The sequence below is a fragment of the Stenotrophomonas sp. Sm10 genome, assembly GCF_030985515.1.
GTDB lineage: Bacteria > Pseudomonadota > Gammaproteobacteria > Xanthomonadales > Xanthomonadaceae > Stenotrophomonas > Stenotrophomonas hibiscicola.
Map to the genome: position 1 here is coordinate 30,605 of NZ_JAPTFO010000026.1, position 20,907 is coordinate 51,511.

General features: G+C 65.5%; 17 protein-coding genes. 3 read left to right on the top strand and 14 right to left on the bottom strand.

All coding sequences use genetic code 11. From position 1 onward, the window contains the following. Positions 1–54: 54 nt before the first annotated feature. The 12 genes from O0J15_RS09610 to O0J15_RS09665 form a co-directional block, all read right to left on the bottom strand. Complete coding sequence (locus tag O0J15_RS09610; RefSeq protein ID WP_308305553.1) at positions 55–288, bottom strand: hypothetical protein; 234 nt, start codon at positions 286–288, stop codon at positions 55–57. A gap of 321 nt (positions 289–609) precedes the next feature. Further along, entirely contained in the window at positions 610–1,611 is a 1,002-nt protein-coding gene (locus O0J15_RS09615) for a glycosyltransferase family 2 protein (protein WP_308305563.1), read from the bottom strand. 2,361 nt (positions 1,612–3,972) lie between these two features. Next, complete coding sequence (locus O0J15_RS09620) at positions 3,973–5,082, bottom strand: hypothetical protein (protein ID WP_308305564.1); 1,110 nt, start codon at positions 5,080–5,082, stop codon at positions 3,973–3,975. A gap of 140 nt (positions 5,083–5,222) precedes the next feature. Beyond that, a complete protein-coding gene (locus O0J15_RS09625) occupies positions 5,223–6,791 on the bottom strand; it encodes a glycosyltransferase family 2 protein (protein WP_308305565.1) in 1,569 nt (522 codons plus the stop codon). Positions 6,792–7,107: 316 nt separating this feature from the next. Then, positions 7,108–8,400, bottom strand: a complete 1,293-nt coding sequence (locus O0J15_RS09630; protein WP_308305554.1) for a methyltransferase domain-containing protein — start codon at positions 8,398–8,400, stop codon at positions 7,108–7,110. Next, positions 8,366–9,598, bottom strand: a complete 1,233-nt coding sequence (locus O0J15_RS09635) for an ABC transporter ATP-binding protein (protein WP_227852416.1) — start codon at positions 9,596–9,598, stop codon at positions 8,366–8,368. Before O0J15_RS09635 ends, O0J15_RS09630 begins: the two co-directional genes overlap by 35 nt. Continuing rightward, a complete protein-coding gene (locus O0J15_RS09640; protein ID WP_080393046.1) occupies positions 9,595–10,377 on the bottom strand; it encodes an ABC transporter permease in 783 nt (260 codons plus the stop codon). The genes O0J15_RS09635 and O0J15_RS09640 overlap by 4 nt, the downstream gene beginning before the upstream one ends. 3 nt (positions 10,378–10,380) lie before the next feature. Beyond that, entirely contained in the window at positions 10,381–11,562 is a 1,182-nt protein-coding gene (locus O0J15_RS09645; RefSeq protein ID WP_308305555.1) for a cystathionine gamma-synthase, read from the bottom strand. 123 nt (positions 11,563–11,685) lie between these two features. Further along, on the bottom strand, positions 11,686–13,056 hold the full coding sequence (locus O0J15_RS09650) for a pyridoxal-phosphate dependent enzyme (RefSeq protein WP_021202680.1): 1,371 nt from the start codon (positions 13,054–13,056) through the stop codon (positions 11,686–11,688). Positions 13,057–13,356: 300 nt separating this feature from the next. Then, positions 13,357–13,593 (bottom strand): YdcH family protein, encoded by a 237-nt coding sequence (locus tag O0J15_RS09655; protein ID WP_005407964.1) that lies wholly within the window; start codon positions 13,591–13,593, stop codon positions 13,357–13,359. A 324-nt stretch (positions 13,594–13,917) separates the two neighbouring features. After that, positions 13,918–14,802 (bottom strand): OmpA family protein, encoded by an 885-nt coding sequence (locus O0J15_RS09660; protein WP_019660955.1) that lies wholly within the window; start codon positions 14,800–14,802, stop codon positions 13,918–13,920. After that, complete coding sequence (locus tag O0J15_RS09665; RefSeq protein ID WP_019660954.1) at positions 14,799–15,164, bottom strand: DUF4398 domain-containing protein; 366 nt, start codon at positions 15,162–15,164, stop codon at positions 14,799–14,801. Before O0J15_RS09665 ends, O0J15_RS09660 begins: the two co-directional genes overlap by 4 nt. 121 nt (positions 15,165–15,285) lie before the next feature. Between O0J15_RS09665 and O0J15_RS09670 the strand changes: the two genes are divergently transcribed. From O0J15_RS09670 to O0J15_RS09680, 3 genes are read left to right on the top strand one after another with little or no spacing between them, the layout of a single operon-like run. Then, positions 15,286–16,413: a PilT/PilU family type 4a pilus ATPase gene (locus tag O0J15_RS09670; RefSeq protein WP_049416904.1), complete on the top strand. Its 1,128-nt coding sequence runs from the start codon at positions 15,286–15,288 to the stop codon at positions 16,411–16,413. Between the two features lie 58 nt (positions 16,414–16,471). Continuing rightward, the gene (locus O0J15_RS09675; protein ID WP_308305556.1) at positions 16,472–17,755 is read left to right on the top strand and encodes a putative DNA modification/repair radical SAM protein; all 1,284 of its coding nucleotides are present in this window, start codon (positions 16,472–16,474) and stop codon (positions 17,753–17,755) included. Further along, positions 17,736–19,232 (top strand): UdgX family uracil-DNA binding protein, encoded by a 1,497-nt coding sequence (locus O0J15_RS09680; protein WP_308305557.1) that lies wholly within the window; start codon positions 17,736–17,738, stop codon positions 19,230–19,232. The genes O0J15_RS09675 and O0J15_RS09680 overlap by 20 nt, the downstream gene beginning before the upstream one ends. A gap of 33 nt (positions 19,233–19,265) precedes the next feature. On the opposite strand, the gene maiA is transcribed toward O0J15_RS09680, so the two are convergent. Both maiA and O0J15_RS09690 read right to left on the bottom strand, forming a co-directional pair. After that, positions 19,266–19,934, bottom strand: coding sequence for a maleylacetoacetate isomerase (gene maiA, locus O0J15_RS09685; RefSeq protein ID WP_308305558.1), 669 nt, complete (start codon positions 19,932–19,934; stop codon positions 19,266–19,268). Between the two features lie 14 nt (positions 19,935–19,948). Next, on the bottom strand, positions 19,949–20,907 hold a 959-nt coding region (locus O0J15_RS09690), incomplete at its 5' end, for a fumarylacetoacetate hydrolase family protein (RefSeq protein WP_308305559.1).

Here is a 20,907-nt window from a genome sequence, read left to right on the forward strand (position 1 = left end):
CTCGAGGTCTTCCATGCCGTAAGAAGGGCATTAACTGCTGGGTGCGAACATCAGTCATCCCAGATCCAGCATCGAACGACCGGTGGTCATCTGCGCGCTGCGAATCGAAGCAAACTCAACCGCGCCGAAGTACCCCACGATGCCATGCACGGTTTGGTTCTCCAGTGCGCAACGGAACACCAGGCTTTCGCACGCCATACCCATGCCCGCATCGGCGCTCCCTTTGAGGAAGCTCCGCCTCGTGTCCATCACCCGGTACTGCAGCGACCAGCGTTGAGTGGAGATCATCCAGCGAGAACCAGATTCCTGCGGACAAGTTGTCCGGGCAGGCATGGAAGACCGCATGAAGCGTAACCATCACCCATTGCTAGCTGATGGCTTGCCGCGCTTCCTTGCTCGACAAATGCACATGTGCAGCGGGCAGTGGGTATCGACACGCTCGCGGCCGTCGACCACCTTACTTATCCACAAATGCTAAGCAGCGCCATGCGATTAGACATGGGGCGGAATTCCCCCGATCGAGCGCGCCGCAGCACACGACTCCACCCTCGGTGCATACTTCTCTGGCAGCCTCCAACGAGCAGACGTGCAGGCTGCTGACGCGGCAGGTCAGCGCCGAAGTCCAAGCAGAGATCGATGAATCGGCGTCACCGGCTGATTGGCGATGTCGTAGCTGAGGAAGGCGAGCAGGAACTGCAGTCCGCTGACCACGGCGATCGAAGGGAGCACCACCGTTCCCACAGGCGCAGAAATACCTTCGCCTGCGGCCACAATCCAATGCCAGCCGCCGTAAAGTACGCCTCCGGCGAGCAGTGCCAGTGCGGCAACCAGTTCCAGCGAGGCGATGGTGAGATCGCGAAGGTAATAGCGATAGGCGATGCGCTTGCAGAAGTTGCGGGCATGCTTGAGCGCGAACTCGCCGAGTACCTGACTGATCTTCAGGTTGCTCACTTCATCGCCATAGCGCGCATCCATCGGGACATCCTGCACCACAGCCTGCATGGCATTGAGCCTGAACAGGAGATCCGTTTCAAAGAAGTAACGCGTGCTGATCGCCTCCATCGGCAACCGTTGTGCAACAGCGGCGTGAATGGCGGTGTAGCCGTTGGTTGGATCGAACAACCGCCAGTATCCACTGGACGCTTTGGCCAGGAAGGAAAGCCCCAGGTTGCCGACGCGCCTCAGCATCGGCATCCGGCTGATGTGTGAAAGATCCCAGAAGCGGTTTCCCTTGGTGTAGTCGGCCTCGCCGCTGAGGATCGGTGCCACGAACAGGGGCAGCAGTGCCGGGTCCATCTGGCCATCGCCATCGATCTTCACAATCACGTCCATGCCATCGGCGACGGCCTGCCGGTAGCCGGTCATGGTGGCGCCCCCCACCCCCTGGTTGACTTCGTGGTAGAGCACGCGCACCCGCGAATCGGTATTGTTCGCCTCGATGTAACGCCCGGACTGTTCCGGGCACGCATCATCCACGCAATAGATGGCAGTGACTTCCGGGCCGATGGTGGCGATCACTTCCAGGATATGCCGGATGACCTTGTAGCTGGGAACCACGACTGCGATCGCCTGTGACCGAGCGTGCTGTGTGATGTCCGTCTGTCCGAGCATTGCCCTCTCCAATTCGTTGTTGTCCATCACCGCTTCACGGATCCAACCTGTAGAACACCAGCCCGTCCGGGCCCACGGCGACCGGCTCTTCGCTGGCGCCCAGTTGGCGGTAACCGGTCAGACAGTACTGCCCATCCATGACCCGCGCATCACTCTGTCCCGGCCAGCGGTGTGCCAGCAGATGGGTGACGCCCGCTCGACGGAGCATCGCACGGGTCTGCTCCGCCTGCGAACGGCAGAACATTGAACGCAGGTCCCTAGCGAAGTAGCCGTAGCCCGAACCCAGCCTGACGTTGAACAGGTAATCACGCTGGGCGAACGGCAGATAGGGAGTGACATACATCGACGGCAGCACCCAGTCCTCGCGTCCGTTAAGCACGATCGCATAGGCAGGCGCCAACACGACCGCGTCGTCTGGCAGTTGGCTCTCCGCGCGCCGGAACGCACGCACGTCCGCCTCGGTGATCGGGAACGTCCAGCCCTGATCGGCCGGGGTTACTCCCTTGATATCCACCAGGACGAAGGCTGCAACCAGCACCACCGCCACGCCACCCGCAAGCACGTTTATCGGCACGCGAACCCAGCGCCGCGCTGGGAACCCCGGGCAGCGCCACTGCAGCAGCGCATCTGCAGTCATCACCAGCGTCGCCAGCAGCAGGGACCAGTGCAGGAGCACCGCGTACATGCTCAGCAGGCCGATGTAGCGCTGCGTGTACGTGCTCAGCAGGCTGGCTTCAAGCGTTTCGTGCCCCAATGCAAGCGTGGTGATGTTCGACACGCGAAGTGCCACGGCCACGGCAATGATCAACGCGATCTGGGCAGCCAGCAGCAGCGAGAATGCGCGGCGGCGCCGGATCGCCTCAGGCGCGATCGTCAGCATGGCCACCCCAAGCACGGAGGTGATCGCAATCAGCAGGCGCGTCACCGGCAACAGCCGCTGCCCCATCAGCTGCTGTGACTCGGGCAGATACTGCATGCCGAAGCCGGGTTGGGGCCCATACCACAGCTCCCAGCGCAGCACCTGCATGATGTGCTCGAGGAACGCATCAGAGGTGCGGCTGAGTTCGGTCGGGATGGCCAGCATGTGCAGCCCCAGTGTCTGCTCCACGAACTGGCGTACCGGTGGCAGCGCTTCCGCTATCAGTTGCAGGTAGTAGGGATCGGTGACCAGCAACAGGCCGCCGAGCAAGCCGCCGCCGACCATGCCCAGCAGCGGAACGGCAATCTTGCCGCGCATCGCCCGGGCACGCCACCATAACGGGGCCATCAGCAGCAGCCAGGCCGGCAGACTGAAACTGAGAAAGGCAATCGCCAGCGATGGATTGAGCTTGGCCGCCATGGCGCCGGCCAGCGGCAGGCTCAGCCAGGCCAGCAACCACGAACGAAGCGAACGGGCAGGCTCGAGCCAGGCGAACATCGCGCACAGGACCGGCAACAACAGAGTCGAGAAGGCCGCCAGCCGCCCGGTGCTGTTGAGATCGTCCACCGGGTACAGGAACATCGTGCCGCGCATGATGGCGTAGCCCAGAACCACCGCGAGCAGGGCCGACCACATGCCCTGCGCAGGGTGGGACAGCGCCCGCGCCCGCATCCACAGGAAGATCACTTCCACGAACGCGAACACGGCCAGTGTCGCCTGCAGCACCGGCTGGATCTTCAGGAACGGGCCAATGTGCGCACCCAGCCCTGGCCAGGCCCACAGTGCTGCGAACAGGTGCAGCATTTTCGGGTACTTTTCCAGCCAATCTGTATGGCCTGCAGTCAGCTTCGGATAGCCCGCATTGAACAGATCGAGGGCGAATGCAATGTGCTGATGCGTATCCAGGCCCAAGGCACCGGCGCGCAGGGAATAGTGCGTCGCCGACTTGAGCAGCACCAGCGCAGCCAACAGAGCGAGAAGCAGCCATGCCGGGCCGCCGAGGCGGCGCGCCTGGCTTGCCTCCGGCGCGCACGGCTTCCGCCATATGACGGTGACGGAAGCTGCGACCACGGCCAGGCACATCAGGGAAAGACCAAGAGGCAGGCCCAATACCCGCCCCCAAACCCAGGTCAACGGTGCCAGCAGCAGCCAGAGCACCACCAAGCCTGTCTGGCCCAGCAACACGCGCACGAAGATCGCCGGCGACTGCAGCACTGCATCCAGCCGGAACATCCGGGCGACCAGCTCGCCGAGGCCCACCATGCCGGCAAAACCAACGGCAAGCAGCAGCAGGAACTGCGCCTGCGCACCACTGTGCACAAACGGCACGGCGAGCAGGGCCAGGATCACGACCGGCAACAGGTAGGCGCGCAGAGTCTGGCCGCGCACCGGCCACAGAGGGGCATCATTCACAATCAAGATTCCATCCTCAACCTCACGCCTCAAGGCGCACGACGCAAGGCGTCTATTACATCTTCGGCGATTCTGTCGAAGCTCCCCGCGCGCAGCAGCGGATGTTCCAGGCACGCAATCGAACCCGGCATCATCTGCCTCCGTTCGCATGCATCGACCTGGGCCATCAATGCCGTACAGATCGCCTCCGGAGTCATCGATTCCAGCGAGACGATGTTCTCTGTCGTCTCGTCCAGGCGTTTGTTGTCATAGCGATTGGTGACCACGCCCATTCCGAACGCGGCCATCTCCAGCGGTGGATAGCTGGGGTGTGGCGACACCATCAAGGACAGTCCCAAGGCCGAAGTGGACAAGAGCTCAGCGTAGGCATCGATGTTCAACTTGCCCAGTGCCTTCAGACTGAACGGTCCCAGGTCCAGGTCGGACTGCAGCTCACCGGGCGCGGCGACTTCCCACTGGGCTGCCCGTGCGTCCTTCCATCCCCACAGGCGCAATCCTTCACAGATCAACTCGAACGCATTTCGCGGCGTACCAGGGCGCGCATAGACCACGATGCGGCGATTACGCGCAGCCGGCGCATTGCGGACCTGTTGCAGGGCCGGCCGAAGGCCGTCATGCAGCACCGGCTCGAACACCGAGCGCTGCGCGTAGCGCAGATCGTGCTGTTCAAAGAAGTCGGCAAGCAGGCCCGTATTGAAAATTCCGATGTCACGATCGCAGCGGTAGGTACTCAAAGCCAATGCGTACTGGCTGGACCATGGATAGAACCCTGGCTCGAAATCCTGGATCAGGTAGACCATCGGGCGGTCAACGCCGCCATTGTTGCCCTGCCATTGCAACATCCGCTGGGCCGCGTATGCGGTCCACCATGCGGTTGCCACCCAGATGTCCTCGCCGGCAACCGGCAGGGTCTTCTGGTAGCGATCGCTGAACGGTACGATCTGGCGCATCGCACTGGAGGTCTGGTCTGCCGGGACCAGCGTATGGTCGGAGAAACGCGAAAGCGCTTCTTCATCCGGTGAACTGTCGACCAGCACGATCCGCGATGCGGGGAAATGCCGGCACAGCTCACGATAGATCAGCACGGCTGTGTGGATGCCGCCGAAGTAATGTTGCTTATTGATCGACGGCAGGACCAGATTCAGCCGTTTGCCTTCCCAGGCATCATGCCTGGGCATACACGGGGTGATCTCAGCGACGTTGGCACTGGGCGTGGGCGCACCGGGAGCGCTTGCATCCAGGCGCGCGGCGACGCGCCGCAACAGGTTACCCAGGCGGCTCATTGCACGGCCCCGCGCAGACGGGGCGATGAAGCCATGTAGTCCAGGTTCGGGCTGAAGAACGGATCGCCCTCTTCGCGATACGGCGAGTACGCTTCGGCCGAGCGCACGAAGTCGCTCTCGGGGATTGCACGCGGATCACGCGTCTTGGACTCGTGATGGATCATCACTGCACGTGCGACGTAAACGGTGGCAAGGCCGCGTGCATGCGCACGCAGGCACAGCTCCACATCGCTGCCGCAGACAATGAAGGATTCATCGAACCCGCCCAGCGACTCGAACGTGTCACGTGCCACCACCATGCAGGCGCCCGTCACGGCCAGCACCTGGCGCTGCAGCACCGGGGAAACGAACAGGTTCTGGTTGTGCACCGGCGCTTCACCCTTGAATACATGGTCGGCCCAGCCGCCCATGCCGATCACCACGCCGGCGTGCTGGATGGTGCGATCGCCGTACAGCAGCAACGGGCCGCACACGCCCACGTCCGGCCGCAGCGCGTTCTCGGCAAGCCGTTGCAGCCACTGCCCATCGATGATCTCGGTGTCGTTGTTGAGGAACACCAGCACCTCGCCACGCGCTTGCCGCGCAGCCAGGTTGTTCAGTGCCGACCAGTTGAACGGCACATCGGCACGGATCACCCGGAAGTTTTCGCGGCGGGACATCGCCTCCAGCCACTGCAGCGTCTCGGCCTGGGTTGAACCGTTGTCGACGACGATGATCTCGAATGCACGGTAGTCGGTCTTGGCGTACAGCGATTCAACACAGGTCCGCAGCAGGTCCAGGCCATCGCGGGTCGGAATGATGATGCTGGCCAATGGGCCCTTGTCCGCGTATGGGTAGCGTACGTCGTAGCAGAACAGCTGCTCGCCGTCGTCCACCTGCGCCCCGGGGTGGGTTGCCTGCACATGCTGCTGCAGCGCGCGACGACCGGCGTGGTGCGCGTAGGGCTTGGAGCCGGCATTGGCCGCGGTGGAACCGGCGTGCGCGCGCCAGTGGTAAAGCACCTTGGGCACATGCGCGATGGTGGCGCCGGCGGCGGCGCAGCGAAGCACCAGATCGTAGTCCTGCGAGCCATCGCAGTCGCTGCGCAGCCCACCCAGCTGCGCCACCAGCGCAGCATCGAAGCTGACCAGGTGACCCAGGTACATCTGCGACAGGAACAGGTCCAGGTTCCAGTCGGGCTTGAAGTAAGGATGGCGGAGGCGGCCGTCTTCGCCCAGCACATCGTGGTCGGTGTACACGACCCCTGCCGAGGTAGTCACATGGCAGGCAACCACCGCAGCCAGTGCATCCGGCTCGAGCAGGTCGTCGTGGTCGAGGAAGGTGATCCAGCGCCCCTTGGCCAGTGCGACCGCAGCGTTGGTGGTGGCCGCAATGCCCTGCCGCTCACTTGAGCGCGAAACACGCAGGTTCGGCAACCGCCGCGCCAGTTCTTCCAGCACGCGTGCCACATGCGGTTGATCGGACGCATCGTCGTGGATGCACAGTTCCCAGTTCAGGTACGTCTGTGCTTCGACGCTGGCCACGGCCTCGCGCAGGAACACTTCCGGCGTGTTGCAGACAGGCATCACGATGCTGATCAGGCCAGCGTCCGCCGGAATTGCGGCCGGCGCCTGCTGGCGCAGCCATTCGGCGTAGACGTCCGGCGGCGTGGTCGCTGCTGCCGTGTGCGATCCATTGGCATAGGCCAGAATCGCCCGGGCCAGATGCTTCGGCCCCCTGCGTGCGGCGCGGGCCAGCGCAGAGAGGATGGTGCCGACAGAGACACCCTGCCCCTGTGCGCGACGAATGCTCCAGTAGATTCCGCGAAGCAGATTACCCATCTTGGACATCAGGCATTACCTCGTTGATTCAGTACGGTCACTTCCCGCTTGCCCCATCGCTTCAAGACACGCCCCAACCCACCAGCGCGCCAATGACCAGGCCGCCCAGCGTCAACCCCACCATTGCGGCTTGCCACTTGCGGCGCGAGCGCTGGTAGTCCGCCGCGCGCTGCTGCAGGCGCTGCTCGAGCTCGCGCTCCACATCCAGTGCCTGCAAGCGGGCGGCCTCCGCGGCCTCCGCGGCCTCCACCAGTTCAGCCATGCGTGCCTGGGCGCTCTGCAACTGCTGCAGCTCATCGGCCACACGCGCCTTCAGCTCCTGCTCGCGCTGCTGCCAATCCAGCTCGGCCTGCTGCCACTGGTCGCGCCTTCGCAGCCACCCGGCATCGGCCTCGTCCTTGGCCTGCTGCAGCTGCTGCGCATAGGCGGCGGTGGCGCCCCACTCGCGCTTGGCCACGGCAAGATCGGCGATGTAGGCGTCCAGCAGCCGCGCCGTGGATTTCCATTCCTTCTCGGAGTTGGCGGTACGCACCGCCAGCTCACGCAGGCCGCCGGCGAGACCGCTCAGCAGCGCAGTCGCCTCCGCATCGAGATCGGCACGGAACGGCGGGTTGGCCTGCAGGCGCGCCGCGTCGCTGGGCAGGCGCACCGCCACGCAGTACTCGCGATAGGGCTGGTCGCTGTGATCGCCGGCGAACACCCGGCTGTTGTAGAGACGGTCGGCGGCGCTGACCAGCGGCTCCAGCTCGGGGAACTTCACCTTGATGAAATGCGCACCCATCAGGCTGGACCACAATGCGGCATTGCCCTGCCCGAAACGCAGCACCGTCATGCCGGCGCTTTCAAACGCGGCCACGATCTCGGCGGTGTCCACCAGGCCGAATTCCTTGTGCTCCTGCAGCCAGACATAGTCCTCGCCGAACAGCTCATGCCAGCGCCCATTCGCATCGACTTCAGCGTCACGCACCCACGGCTGATCCGGCGGGAAGCCGACGATGACCGCACGGCTGGCGACACGCGCCATTTCGGCCGCGGCCTTGGCACGCAGGGGCGCGGGAATATGCTCGAGCACATCCAGCGAGACCACCGCGTCGAAGCCCTGCTCGGGGAACGGCAGCGCGGTGGCGTCAGCCACCACGAAGTCCTTCTCGTCCCCTTCGGCATGCAGGTCGGTGTACAGGAACGTTGCCTGTGGCAGGAACTGCCCGAGCAGACGCTGACGGTTGGCCCCTACTTCCAGCACCCGCGGCGCGGGCAGATCGAGCGCCTGCAGCAGATGCGTCGCCGCAGCGTAGCGCTGGTAATGGTCAAAGGGAATTTCAAGCAGCGTCGGGGTCATGGACCTTCCACTCATGCGGGATATAGACCACGCCCTCACTGAAGTAGGGCGCAGCCACGGTGAAGACACTGGCTTCGGACAGATAATCCAGGCAGACCAAGCCCTTGTCGGTGAACAGTCCCACATCAACGCGGTAGCTGCCGGTCAGCAGGGTCATCGACGGGATGCAGTAGCTGACGCGGTGCGAGCCGCGGGAGGTGGGAATCACCACCCGCTCAAGATAGGTGTTGGGGCCAAAGATATGCAGGCCGTCCATGCCCTTGATCGCTACGCCGAGCAGCAGGCCATCGACCACCTCATCGCCGACGGTATAACTGATGTCCACCGTCAGCGGCTCGAACGGGGCCAGCATGTCGGTGCTCAGTGCAACCGTTTCAAGATGCGCGGGGATGCTGCCCGGGGCGGGTGCCTGGCGCACTTCGGCATCCTGCGCCACGGCCAGGTCCTTGCCCAGTTCGTAGTCGCGGAAACGGTCGGCCACGAAGCTGGCTTCACCGTGCAGCTTGACCTTGCCACCTTCCAGCCACAGCGCGGTCTGGCAGAAGCGCTTGACCTGCTCGAGCGAATGCGACACGAACAGGATGGTGGCGCCGCGTGCACGGATCTGTTCGATGCGCGCAAGGCATTTCATCTGGAAGCGGATGTCACCCACCGACAGTGCTTCGTCGATGATCAGCACATCCGGTTCGGTGTGGATGGCCACCGAGAACGCCAGGCGCACGTACATGCCGCTGGAATAGGTCTTGACCGGCCGGTCGAAGAAATCGCCGATATCGGCGAAGTCGATGATCGACTGCAGCTTGTCGTCCACTTCCTTGCGGCTCAGGCCCAGCAACGAGGCGCTCAGGTACACGTTGTCGCGGCCGGAGAAATCCGGATTGAAACCGGCCCCCAGTTCTAGCAGCGCGGCAAAGCGCCCGCGGATGCTGACCGAGCCGGAGGTCGGGCGCACCGTGCCGCACAGGATCTGCAGCAGGGTCGACTTGCCGGCGCCGTTACGGCCTATGATGCCGACGGTCTCGCCCTTCGGCACGACCAGGTTGATGCCGTCCAACGCGCGGAAGGTGCGGCTGGCCCGGTCGCCGGAAGGCTTCAGCAGCGACAACAGACGGTCGCGCGGGTTGGCGTAGACCGGATAGTCCTTGGTCACGCCCAGCACTTCGATGGCCGCGTCAGCTGAGGCCTGCAACGTGGTGGTCTGGGGGTTGTTCATAGGACGTCCGAGAAGCCGCGCGAGAGGCGACGGAAGAGCGCGTAGGCCAGCATCGCCGCCACTACCGAAAGCAGGAAGTGGGGCAGCAGCGCGGCCAGATCAGGCGCCGAATTCTGCACCGTCACCGCGCGCAGCTGTTCGATGGGCGTGACCAGCGGGTTGAAAAACACCAGGCCTCGCGCCGCCTCGGGCATTGCATGCGCCGGGAAGAAGATCGGGCTGAGGAACAGCAGCACGCTGCTGAGGATGCCGACGAACTGGCCGATGTCGCGCAGATAGACCCCCAGCGCCGACAGCGACCAGGCGATCGCAAGCAGCATGGGGGTCATTTCCAGCAGGATCAGCGGCGAGGCCAGCGCCCATGCCGACGGCAGCCCCGACTGCCAGGTCTGCGCGACCAGCAGGATGGTCAGGCCGATGCCGGCGGTGGTCAGCGCTGCGGCCACCTTTACCATCGACAGGACCGGCAACGGGAATACCACCTTCTTCACGAAGTTGGGCTGCCCGGCGATGATACCCGGTGCGGTGATCAGCACTTCCGACAGCAGCGTAAACGGTACCAGGCCTGCAAACAGCATCAGGGCGAAGTCGCCGGTGGATTCGGCCCCCGCCCATCGCGCCTTGAACACGCCACTGAACACCAGCGTGTACACGCATAGCATCAGCAAAGGTTGCAGCACCAGCCACAGAACACCCAACGTGGTGGTGCGGTACCGTGCTGCCAACTCACGCCCCAGCAGCTGGCGGAACAGGAACAGGAGATTGGCGTGCTTCTGCATGAATCAGCGGTTCCCTGCCAATGCCCGCTCCAGATCCACCTGCAGATCCCCCAACTCCTCCACGCCCACGCTCAGCCGCACCAGCGCATCGCTGATTCCCAGCTGCTCCCGGCGTGCGACCGGGATCGAGGCATGCGTCATCACCGCCGGGTGGTTGACCAGGCTTTCCACCCCCCCCAGCGACTCGGCCAGGGTGAACAGCTCGGTCTTCTCGCAGAAGCGCTTGGCCGCCTCGAACCCACCCTTGAGTACGATCGAGACGATGCCGCCGTAGCCGGCCATCTGCTTGCCGGCCAGCTCATGCTGCGGGTGCGAGGCCAGGCCGGGGTAGATCACCTTCTCCACCGCCGGGTGCTTTTCCAGCCACTGGGCCAGGGCCAGCGCGTTGGCGCAATGTGCCTTCATGCGCAGCGGCAGGGTCTTCAGGCCGCGCAGGGCCAGGAAGCTGTCAAACGGGCCCTGCACGCCACCCACCGAGTTCTGCAGGAACGCCATCTGCTCGGCCAGTTCGGCGTTGTCGCCAACCACCACCATGCCGCCGACCATGTCCGAGTGACCGTTGAGGTACTTGGTGGCCGAATGCAGGACCAGGTCCGCGCCCAGTTCCAGCGGGCGCTGCAGCATCGGCGAGGCGAAGGTATTGTCGACCACCACGATCAGGCCATGGCGCTTGGCGATGGCAGCGACCGCGGCGATGTCCACGATCTTCAGCATCGGGTTGGTCGGGGTCTCGATCCACACCATCTTCGTCTTCGGCGTGATCGAGGCTTCGAACGCCGCCAGATCGGTCAGGTCGACGAAACTGAAATCCAGCCCGGCGGTGCGGCGACGCACGCGCTCGAACAGGCGGAAGCTGCCGCCGTAGATATCGTCCATCGCCACCACGTGGCTGCCGGCGTCCAGCAGCTCGATCACCGTCGAGCTGGCCGCCATGCCCGAAGCGAACGCAAAGCCACGGATACCGCCTTCCAGCGACGCCACGCAACGCTCATAGGCGAAACGGGTCGGGTTGTGCGTGCGCGAGTACTCGAAGCCCTGGTGCTCGCCCGGGCTGGACTGGGCGTAGGTCGAGGTGGCGTAGATCGGCGGCATCACCGCACCGGTACTGGGGTCGGGCGACTGGCCACCGTGGATGGCCAGCGTGGCCAGGGCCAGCGCACGGTCGGGCGAAGAGGAGTTGGACATGTCGTTTCCTGAATGGCGCCGACGTGCGGCGCCGTCAAAGGATCGGGAGTCTATCAGCGCAGCCTTAACGAGCTTTGACGCGAATAAACCGGAATTCAGCGGTGAACTGCCGTGATCGGCGGCTTACTGCACGCGACGGCGCAGATAGTTCAGCAGGTCGATACGGGTGATCAGGCCCAGGAAAGCATCGCCGTCCATCACGATCGCCACCTGGCCGCGGTCGAACACCGGCAGCAGGGCCTCGATCGGCGACTTCACGTCCAGCCGGTCCAGCTTGCTGACCATCGCCGTGGCAACCGTGTCGCGGAAGCGCGCTTCGTCGCCATAGACATGCAGCAGGACGTCGCTTTCATCGACGATGCCGACCAGCTGGTCACCGTCCATCACCGGCAGCTGCGACACGTCATACAGCTTCATGCGCTGGTAGGCGGTGGTCAGCAGGTCGTTCGGGCCAATAACGACAGTGTCGCGCTGGCCGTACGGACGCAGGATCAGGTCGCGCAGGTCGCCGTGCTGCGGGCGCTGCAGGAAGCCGTTGTCCAGCATCCAGTAGTCGTTGTACATCTTCGACAGGTACTTGTTGCCGGTATCGCAGACCAGTACCAGCACCTTCTTCGGCGTGGTCTGCTCCTTGCAGTACTTCAGCGCTGCGGCCAGCAGGGTGCCGGTGGACGAACCGCCGAGGATGCCTTCCTTGCCCAGCAGCTCGCGCGCGGTGTGGAAGCTCTCGGCGTCGCTGATTGCATAGGCTTTCTTGACACGGCTGAAATCGGAGATCGACGGCAGGAAGTCCTCGCCGATGCCCTCCACCAGCCAGCTGCCCGACTTGTCGTTGAGCACGCCGTCGTTGATGTATTCGGCCAGGATCGAGCCGACCGGATCGGCCAGCACCAGCTCGGTCTTGGGCGACAGCTTGGCGAACGCGCGCGAGAGGCCGGTCATGGTGCCGGAGCTGCCGCAGCCGAACACGATGGCGTCGAGGTCACCCCCCATCTGCTCCAGGATCTCCGGGCCGGTACCGAATTCGTGCGCTGCCGGATTGTCCGGGTTGCCGAACTGGTTGATGAAGTAGGCGCCCGGGGTCTGCTCGGCGATGGTCTTGGCCAGGTCCTGGTAGTACTCCGGATGGCCCTTGGCCACGTCCGAGCGGGTCAGGCGGACTTCGGCGCCCATCGCCTTCAGGTTGAAGATCTTCTCGCGGCTCATCTTGTCGGGAACGACGAGGATCAGCTTGTAGCCCTTCTGCTGTGCCACCAGCGCCAGGCCCAGGCCGGTGTTGCCGGCGGTACCTTCAACCAGGGTCGCGCCCGGCTTCAGGTCGCCACGCTGCTCCGCCGCCTCGATCATCGACAGGCCGATGCGATCCTTGATCGATCCGCCCGGGTTGGCGCTCTCCAGCTTCAGGTAGAGCTCGCAGACGCCGGTGTCCAGGCGCTGGGCCTTGACGATCGGGGTCTGGCCGATGAGTTCGAGGACGGAAGAATGAATGGGCATTCGGAGGACTTTCGATTCGCGCCGCGCAGGGCCGGACCGATGATTATCCGTCGGATGGCGATGAATGTCAGGTCGTTGCGCCGCGGGGCCGGAAGCCCGCAAAAAAGGGATGCGGACGGCCCCGGATCGACGAGGAGACCGGTGCCGCCCGCATCGGTGAGTTGTGCCTGAAGGCCAAGGCACCACCGCCTGTGGTGCCTTGGCGCGGCCGCCTCATCGGCGCGGCCGCGATGCAGGGCAGGAGCCCCCGGCAGGGCCATCGATGGCCGGGTCACGCCGTTCCGGGCGCGACGATGTGCGTCAAAGCGTGGGGGACGTCGTTGGGAGCGGTGTTTCGTACATTCGCAGAAGACGTTGCTTGGCCAGCAGCTTCTCGCGCTTCATGCGACCCAGGGTGACATCATCGATCGGGAGTACACCCAACTCCGCGTCCATGCACTTCTTGTTCAACTTGCGGTGCTGGTCATGGAGTGCCCTGAACTCCGGATCACGCGCGCGACGTGCGTCGATCTCGCTCTGGGGCTGATCTTCAAACATGATGGACCTCCTTCGACAGATACACGAACGCCCCGGCCGAAAGGCACGGGGCGTTGTTCATGGAGGAGCGCCGGTCGATGGCCACCTGGACGCCTGCAACGACCTGCGGCACTGGCCTGCGCACGTCGATCTGCTGCGGTTCGCGCCCTGCTTGCATCGGCCCGGCCCTCCCATCGTCCGGTCCGCGGCATTGCGTCCCGGACGATTGACCCTACGCCTGCTCAAGGCGGGGTACAAGACCCCTGCGTCAAAAAGACCGAACCCCGCCGGGGCGGGGTTCAGGCTGAATGCTCATCACAACGAAAAACAAACAATATCAATGAATTACGGGGCAATGATGACCTCGGCCGAGCGCGCCCGGGTGGACGCAGCCTTCTTGCCGCTGACCTGGATGCGGTTGCTGGCGACACCACCCGCGACCAGGGCGTCGCGCAGCGCTTCGGCACGCTTCTGGCCCACGCCGTTGGCACTGTCGTAGGCCTCGATGCGCAGGCGGCCCTTCTTGCCGATGTTCAGGTACTCGGCCAGGGCCTTGGCCTGGTTGCGGGCACCACTGGACAGGCTTGACGCGCCGACGGCGAATGCGTCACCAGCGAAGGTGAAAACTTCGCCACGGCCATCGAACTTCGAGCCCGGCAGTTTCTGACCGGACACAAGTTCGGCTTCCTCGCGGGCCAGCTTGGCGGCGTTCTGCTGTGCGGCGCTCAGACGCTGCTGCTGCTTGCCGGCCACGCTGGTCAGTGCATTCTCGGCGTCCTGGCGGGCCAGGGTCTCGGCTTCGGCGGCCTGGCGCAACCGTTCGGCCTCCTCGGCCTGCATCTGCGCCTGCATGCGCAGCTGCTCGGCTTCCTGGCGGGCACGGGCCGCATCGCGGCGGCTGGCCTCGATCAGCAGGTCGCTGCGGGTCCGATCCAGGCGGTCCACCTCGCGCGCGGCCAGTGCGGTGCGCACGGCGGTCTCGGCGATCTCGACCCGGCGCTCGGCCAGGTAGGTGGCCAGCTCCTGATCGCGGCGCTTGGCCTTGTCCAGGGTGGCGATGGCCTGCTGGGCCTGCATGCGCTCGAACGCGCCCAGCTCAGCGGTATCCGGGTTGGCCTGGATGGCCATCAGGCGCTGGCTCAGCTGCGCCACCATCGGGTTGTCGGCGGCCATGGCCAGGGTCGGCAGCGCCAGCAGCGCGGCCAGGGTTGCGGCGGTCATCGGCTTCACCGGCGGTCCTCCCCGGTCGACAGCTGGCGTTGCAGCTGGTTGACCTCGTTGCGGCGCAGCTGCAGCTGCGCGCTGACGGTGGCTTCCTCGCTGCGGACGCGGGCCAGGTCGGCATCGGCGGCGGCGCGCAGGGCCATTGCCGGCGCATTCTTGCGCTCGCGGCGGTCGCCTGCGGCGCGCTGGGCCTGCTCCAGCCCCTGCCGGGCCAGCCCGATCAGGTCCGGGGCGTACTGGTCGGCATCGGCCTGGGTGGCCTTGTCGACCGCCTGCCGGGCCTGCGCCAGTTCCAGGGCGGCGTCCTGCGCCCAGGCGGGGGCAGACAGTGCGAATGCAAACGCCATCACATACAGGCCATGGCGCATTCGTGCGAAGCTAAGTCGTTTCATTGGGGAGGCCGTACCGGTTGTCGGTTCACGGCCATTGTCGTCAAGCCGACACCGTGCTGGCAACGGGCGTCGGCCGTTTCGTTGGGGAAAATTCGCAATGGATATCGGCTACTTCCTGAAGCTGATGACCGAAAAGAACGCTTCGGACATGTTTTTGACCACCGGGGCACCGGTCTACATCAAGATCGAGGGGAAGCTCTATCCGCTGGGCAACACCGGCCTGCCGCCGGGCATGGTGAAGAAGATTGCCTACTCGCTGATGGACGAGGGCCAGGTGCCGCAGTTCGAGCGCGAACTCGAGCTCAACATGGCCATCGCCCTGCCCGACGCCGGGCGCTTCCGCGTCAACGTGTTCAAGCAGCGGGGTGAGGTCGGCATGGTCATCCGCGCCATCCGCAGCCGCATCCCGAGCATCGAGGAGCTGAACCTTCCGCAGGTGCTGAAGGACGTCATCATGACCCCGCGCGGGCTGGTGCTGGTGGTGGGGTCCACCGGCTCCGGCAAGTCCACCTCGCTGGCGTCGATGATCGACCACCGCAACAGCACCACCACCGGTCACATCCTCACCATCGAGGACCCGATCGAGTACCTGCACAAGCACAAGATGTCGATCGTCAACCAGCGCGAGGTCGGCCTGGACACCCATGCCTTCCACAACGCGCTGAAGAACGCGATGCGTGAAGCGCCGGACGTGATCCTGATCGGCGAGATCCTGGATGCGGAAACGATGGAGGCGGCCATCGCCTTCGCCGAGACCGGCCACCTGTGCCTGGCGACCCTGCATTCCAACAACGCCGACCAGACCATCGAGCGCATCCTGAACTTCTTCCCGGAAAGCGCGCACAAGAACGTGCTGATGAACCTGGCGCTGAACCTGCGTGCGGTGATCAGCCAACGCCTGGTGAAGAACAAGGAGGGCCGTCGCCTGCCGGCCACCGAGGTGCTGATCAACACGCCGATGATCCGCGACCTGCTGCGCCGCGGCCAGGTGCACGAGATCAAGGCGGCGATGGAAGCCTCGCTGGAAGAAGGCATGGAGAGCTTCGACCAGTGCCTGTTCCGGCTGGCCAAGGCCGGCACCATCGAGCAGGAGGAGGCCCTGCGCGCGGCCGACTCGCGCGATGGCTTGGCGCTGAAGTTCCGCCTGTCCGAAGGCAGCAGCGGCGAACACGACCCGTACGCGGATTTCTCGGCCGGCGCGCCGAGCATCACCCACGGGTTCTGACCTGAAGGGTTCAGGGGCGGTCTCATCCAATGAGACCGCCGATCCGTAGGTTTCCGCAATGGAAACCATCCGCAAGCTTGCCATCCTGGCTGACGCCGCCAAATACGATGCCTCCTGCGCCTCCAGCGGCTCGGGCAAGCGCGACTCACGCGCCAGCGGCGGTATCGGCAGCACCGAGGGCATGGGCATCTGCCACAGCTATACACCGGATGGCCGCTGCGTTTCGCTGCTGAAAATCCTGCTGACCAATTTCTGCGTCTACGACTGCGCCTACTGCGTGAACCGGGTCTCCAGCAACGTGCCCCGTGCACGTTTCAGCGTGGATGAGGTGGTCACGCTCACCCTGGACTTCTACAAGCGCAACTACATCGAGGGCCTGTTCCTGTCCAGCGGCATCATCCGCAATGCGGACTACACCATGGAGCAGATGGTGGAGGTGGCCCGGCAACTGCGCGAAGAACACCGCTACGCCGGCTACATCCACCTCAAGACCATTCCCGAGGCCTCGCCGGAACTGCTGGCCAGTGCCGGGCGCTATGCCGACCGCCTGTCCATCAACGTGGAACTGCCGACCGAAGCCGGCCTGAGCGCCTTGGCGCCGGAGAAGACGGTTCATTCCATCCGTGGCGCGATGGGCGAACTGCGTTGGCGCATCGAGGAAGCCAAGGAGGCGCGCAAGGCCCCCGCAGCGGTGGCGCCGACGGCCAGCCGCAGCGCACGCCCGCGCCCTCCCCGTTTCGCACCGGCCGGGCAGAGCACCCAGATGATCGTCGGCGCGGACGGGGCAAACGACCGGCAGATCCTGGCCAGCGCCGACAGCCTGTACGGCAACTACCGCATGCGCCGGGTCTACTACTCCGCGTTCAGCCCGATTCCGGACGCCAGCCGGCAGTTGCCACTGCAGCCGCCACCGCTGCAGCGCGAACATCGCCTTTACCAGGCTGACTGGCTGCTGCGCTTCTACGGGTACGGCGTGGATGAGATTACCGATACCACCCAGGACGGCATGCTCGACCTGGATATCGACCCGAAGATGGCCTGGGCGATCCGCCATCCCGAGCGCTTTCCGGTCGATCTGAACCGGGCACCGAAGGAGATGCTGCTGCGGGTGCCCGGCCTTGGCGTGCGCAACGTCAAGCGCGTGCTGATGGCACGCCGTCACGGGCGGCTGCGCGTGGCCGACATCGCGCGCCTGAAGGCACCGATGAGCAAGCTGCTGCCGTTCGTGCTGCTGGCCGACCATCACCCTCGCAAAGCACTGGACGACCCGGCGGCGCTGCGCGCGCAGCTGGCCCCGCCGCCGCGACAGGGTTCGCTGTTCGATGCCCCGTCCGCGGCCTGACGCGCAGCGCTGGTCGCTGCGGGTGGATCCGCCATGGTCGCTGGAGGCCTGGCGCAGCGGTGGGCGCGAAGCCCTGCTGCGCGGCGTCGCGCCGGAGCAGCTGGACTGGCTCGAGGGCAGCGACGCATCACTGCTGGACGCGCCCGCGGTCACCTCGGCGCCCGCACAGGCCGATGCTGGCGCACCGACGGTACCGCGCGACTTCCTGGAACTGGCGGCCACCTGCCTGTGCCATCGCGACGGACAACGCATGGCCCTCCTGTACCGGTTGCTGTGGCGCATCGCCCATGGCGAACGCTCGGTGCTGTCAAACCCTGCCGATGCCGACGTACTGAGGGCGATGGCCATGGCACAGGCGGTCCGCCGCGACACGCACAAGATGAAGGCATTCGTGCGCTTCCGCGAAGTGCCTGGCCAGCCTGATGCGTTCATCGCCTGGTTCGAGCCGCAGCACCACATCGTCGACCGGGTCGCGCCGTTCTTCGCGCGCCGTTTCACCGGCATGCGCTGGGCCATCCTCACGCCTTCGCGCAGCGTCGCCTGGGATGGGCAGGCGCTTGCCTTCGGCCCCGGTGCACGGCGCGAGGACGCCCCGGCCGAGGATGCACGCGAGTCGCTGTGGCAGACCTACTACGCCAGCATCTTCAATCCGGCGCGACTCAACACACGGATGATGATGCAGGAGATGCCGGCCAAGTACTGGCGCCACCTGCCTGAAGCACAGTTGCTGCCACGCCTGGTGCGCGACGCCGCCGACCGCGTGCAGGAAATGCATGACCGTCCCGCGCAGGCACCGCAACGCAGGATTCCGCTGCGAGCGAACCCTCCGGCATCGGCAGCCGAAGCCAGCAGCCTGGACAATCTGCGCGGACAGGCCAGCGCCTGCCGCCAATGCCCGTTGTGGGAGCAGGCCACGCAGACCGTGTTCGGACAGGGGCCGGCAGGGGCCGGGGTGATGCTGGTCGGAGAGCAACCCGGTGACACCGAAGATCTGCGTGGGCAGCCATTTGCAGGACCTGCCGGCCAGGTGCTGGACCGCGCATTGGCGGAACTGGGGATCGATCGCGCCACGCTGTACCTCACCAACGCGGTGAAGCACTTCCACCATGAGCGGCGCGGCAAGGTGCGGCTGCACAAGCGGCCGGAGAGCCGTCACATCCAGGCCTGCCGGCCCTGGCTGATGGGTGAGATCGCGCGCGTGCGGCCGCAGGTGATTGTGTGCCTGGGCGCGACTGCGGCAGCCTCGGTATTCGGTCGAGATTTCGACCTCTCACGCGACCGCGGACGCTGGCACACCCTCGAAGACGGCACCCGCGGCTACGCCACGGTGCACCCGGCGTGGGTGCTGCGGCAGACCGACGATGCACGCCGCGAGGCCGGCTATCGGCTGTTCCGGGAAGACCTTCGGCAGATGTTGCGAGGGGATGGGGCATCCGCCGGGCATGGCCCGGCGCTACCACGGACCGGGGACCGGTAGCGCCGGGCCGCGCCCGGCGAGCGAAGCGGCCCGTCAGGCAGCGTCGGGCTGGTGTTCCGGACGCGCGCGGTCGAATGCGTCCAGCGCTTGGCACGCCGCTTCGATGCGGCGCAGGGTCGGGTACGGTGCCAGGTCCAGGCCGAAGCGGTGGGCGTTGTACAGCTGCGGCAACAGGCAGATGTCGGCCAGGCCAGGACGGTCGCCGTGGCAGAAGGTGCCGGTGTCGCGGCTGTTGGCCAGCATCGCTTCCATCGCGTCAAAGCCTTCGGCGATCCAGTGCAGGGTCCACTGCGTGCGGGCGTCGGCAGGCAGCTGCAGGTCGCGTTCCAGGTACTGCATCACCCGCAGGTTGTTGATCGGATGGATATCGCAGGCCACAAGCTGCGCCAGCGCCCGCACCCGTGCGCGGCCCGCAGCATCGGCCGGCAGCAGCGGCATCTGTGGGAAGCGCTCTTCCAGGTACTCGATGATCGCCAGTGACTGGGTCAACGTGTGCCCATCATGCAGCAGGGTCGGCACCAGCTGCTGCGGATTGAGCGCGCGGTAAGCCTCATGGTGCTGCTCGCCACCGTCGCGCACCAGATGCACCGGCCGCGCCTCCCAGGCCAGGCCCTTCAGCTCCAGGCCGATGCGCACGCGGTAGGCGGCGCTGGATCGCCAGTAGGTGTACAGCACGATGCCGTCGTCGACCGGAATCTCCATCGCCGCCTCCATGCTCAGGGCCTGGCCGCCTGTTCGATGCGCTGCTCGATCGCACCGAAGATGCTGTTGCCGGCAGCGTCGAGCATCTCGATCCGGACCACGTCACCGAAGGACATGAACGGCGTGCTCGGCTTGCCGTCGCGCAGGGTTTCCACCACGCGCTGCTCGGCAAAGCACGAGGCGCCCTTGCTGGTGTCTTCGTTGGCGATGGTGCCCGAGCCGACAATGGTGCCGGCACCCAGCGGGCGGGTCTTGGCCGCATGCGCGACCAGCTGGGCGAAGTTGAACTGCATGTCCACGCCCGCCTCCGGCGCACCGAACCACTGGCCGTTGATGTGGGTCAGCAGCGGCAGGTGCACCTTGCTGTCCTGCCACGCAGCACCAAGCTCATCGGGGGTGACGAACACCGGCGACAGCGCCGAACGCGGCTTGGACTGCAGGAAGCCGAAGCCCTTGGCCAGCTCGCCCGGGATCAGGTTGCGCAGCGAGACATCGTTGACCAGGCCGACCAGCTGGATGTGGCTGGCGGCCTGTTCCGGGGTGGCCGCCATCGGCACGTCGTCGGTGATCACCACGATCTCCGCTTCCAGGTCGATGCCGTAGTCCTCGCTGACCACCTTGACCGCATCGCGCGGGCCGTAGAAGCCCGCACTGGTGGCCTGGTACATCAGCGGGTCGGTGTAGAAGCTCTCGGGCACCTCGGCACCGCGGGCGCGGCGCACGCGCTCGACGTGCGGCAGGTAGGCGCTGCCATCGACGAACTCATAGGCACGCGGCATCGGTGCGGCCAGCGCCTGCGGATCGAGGTCGAACACGCCATCGGCGTCGCCAGCGTTGAGCGATTCGTACAGGGCGTTCAGGCGCGGCGCGATGTGGCTCCAGTCCTCCAGGGCCTGCTGCAGGGTGGCGGCAATGCCGGTGGCGCGCACGCCGTGGCGCAGGTCACGCGAGACGACGATAAGGGTGCCGTCGC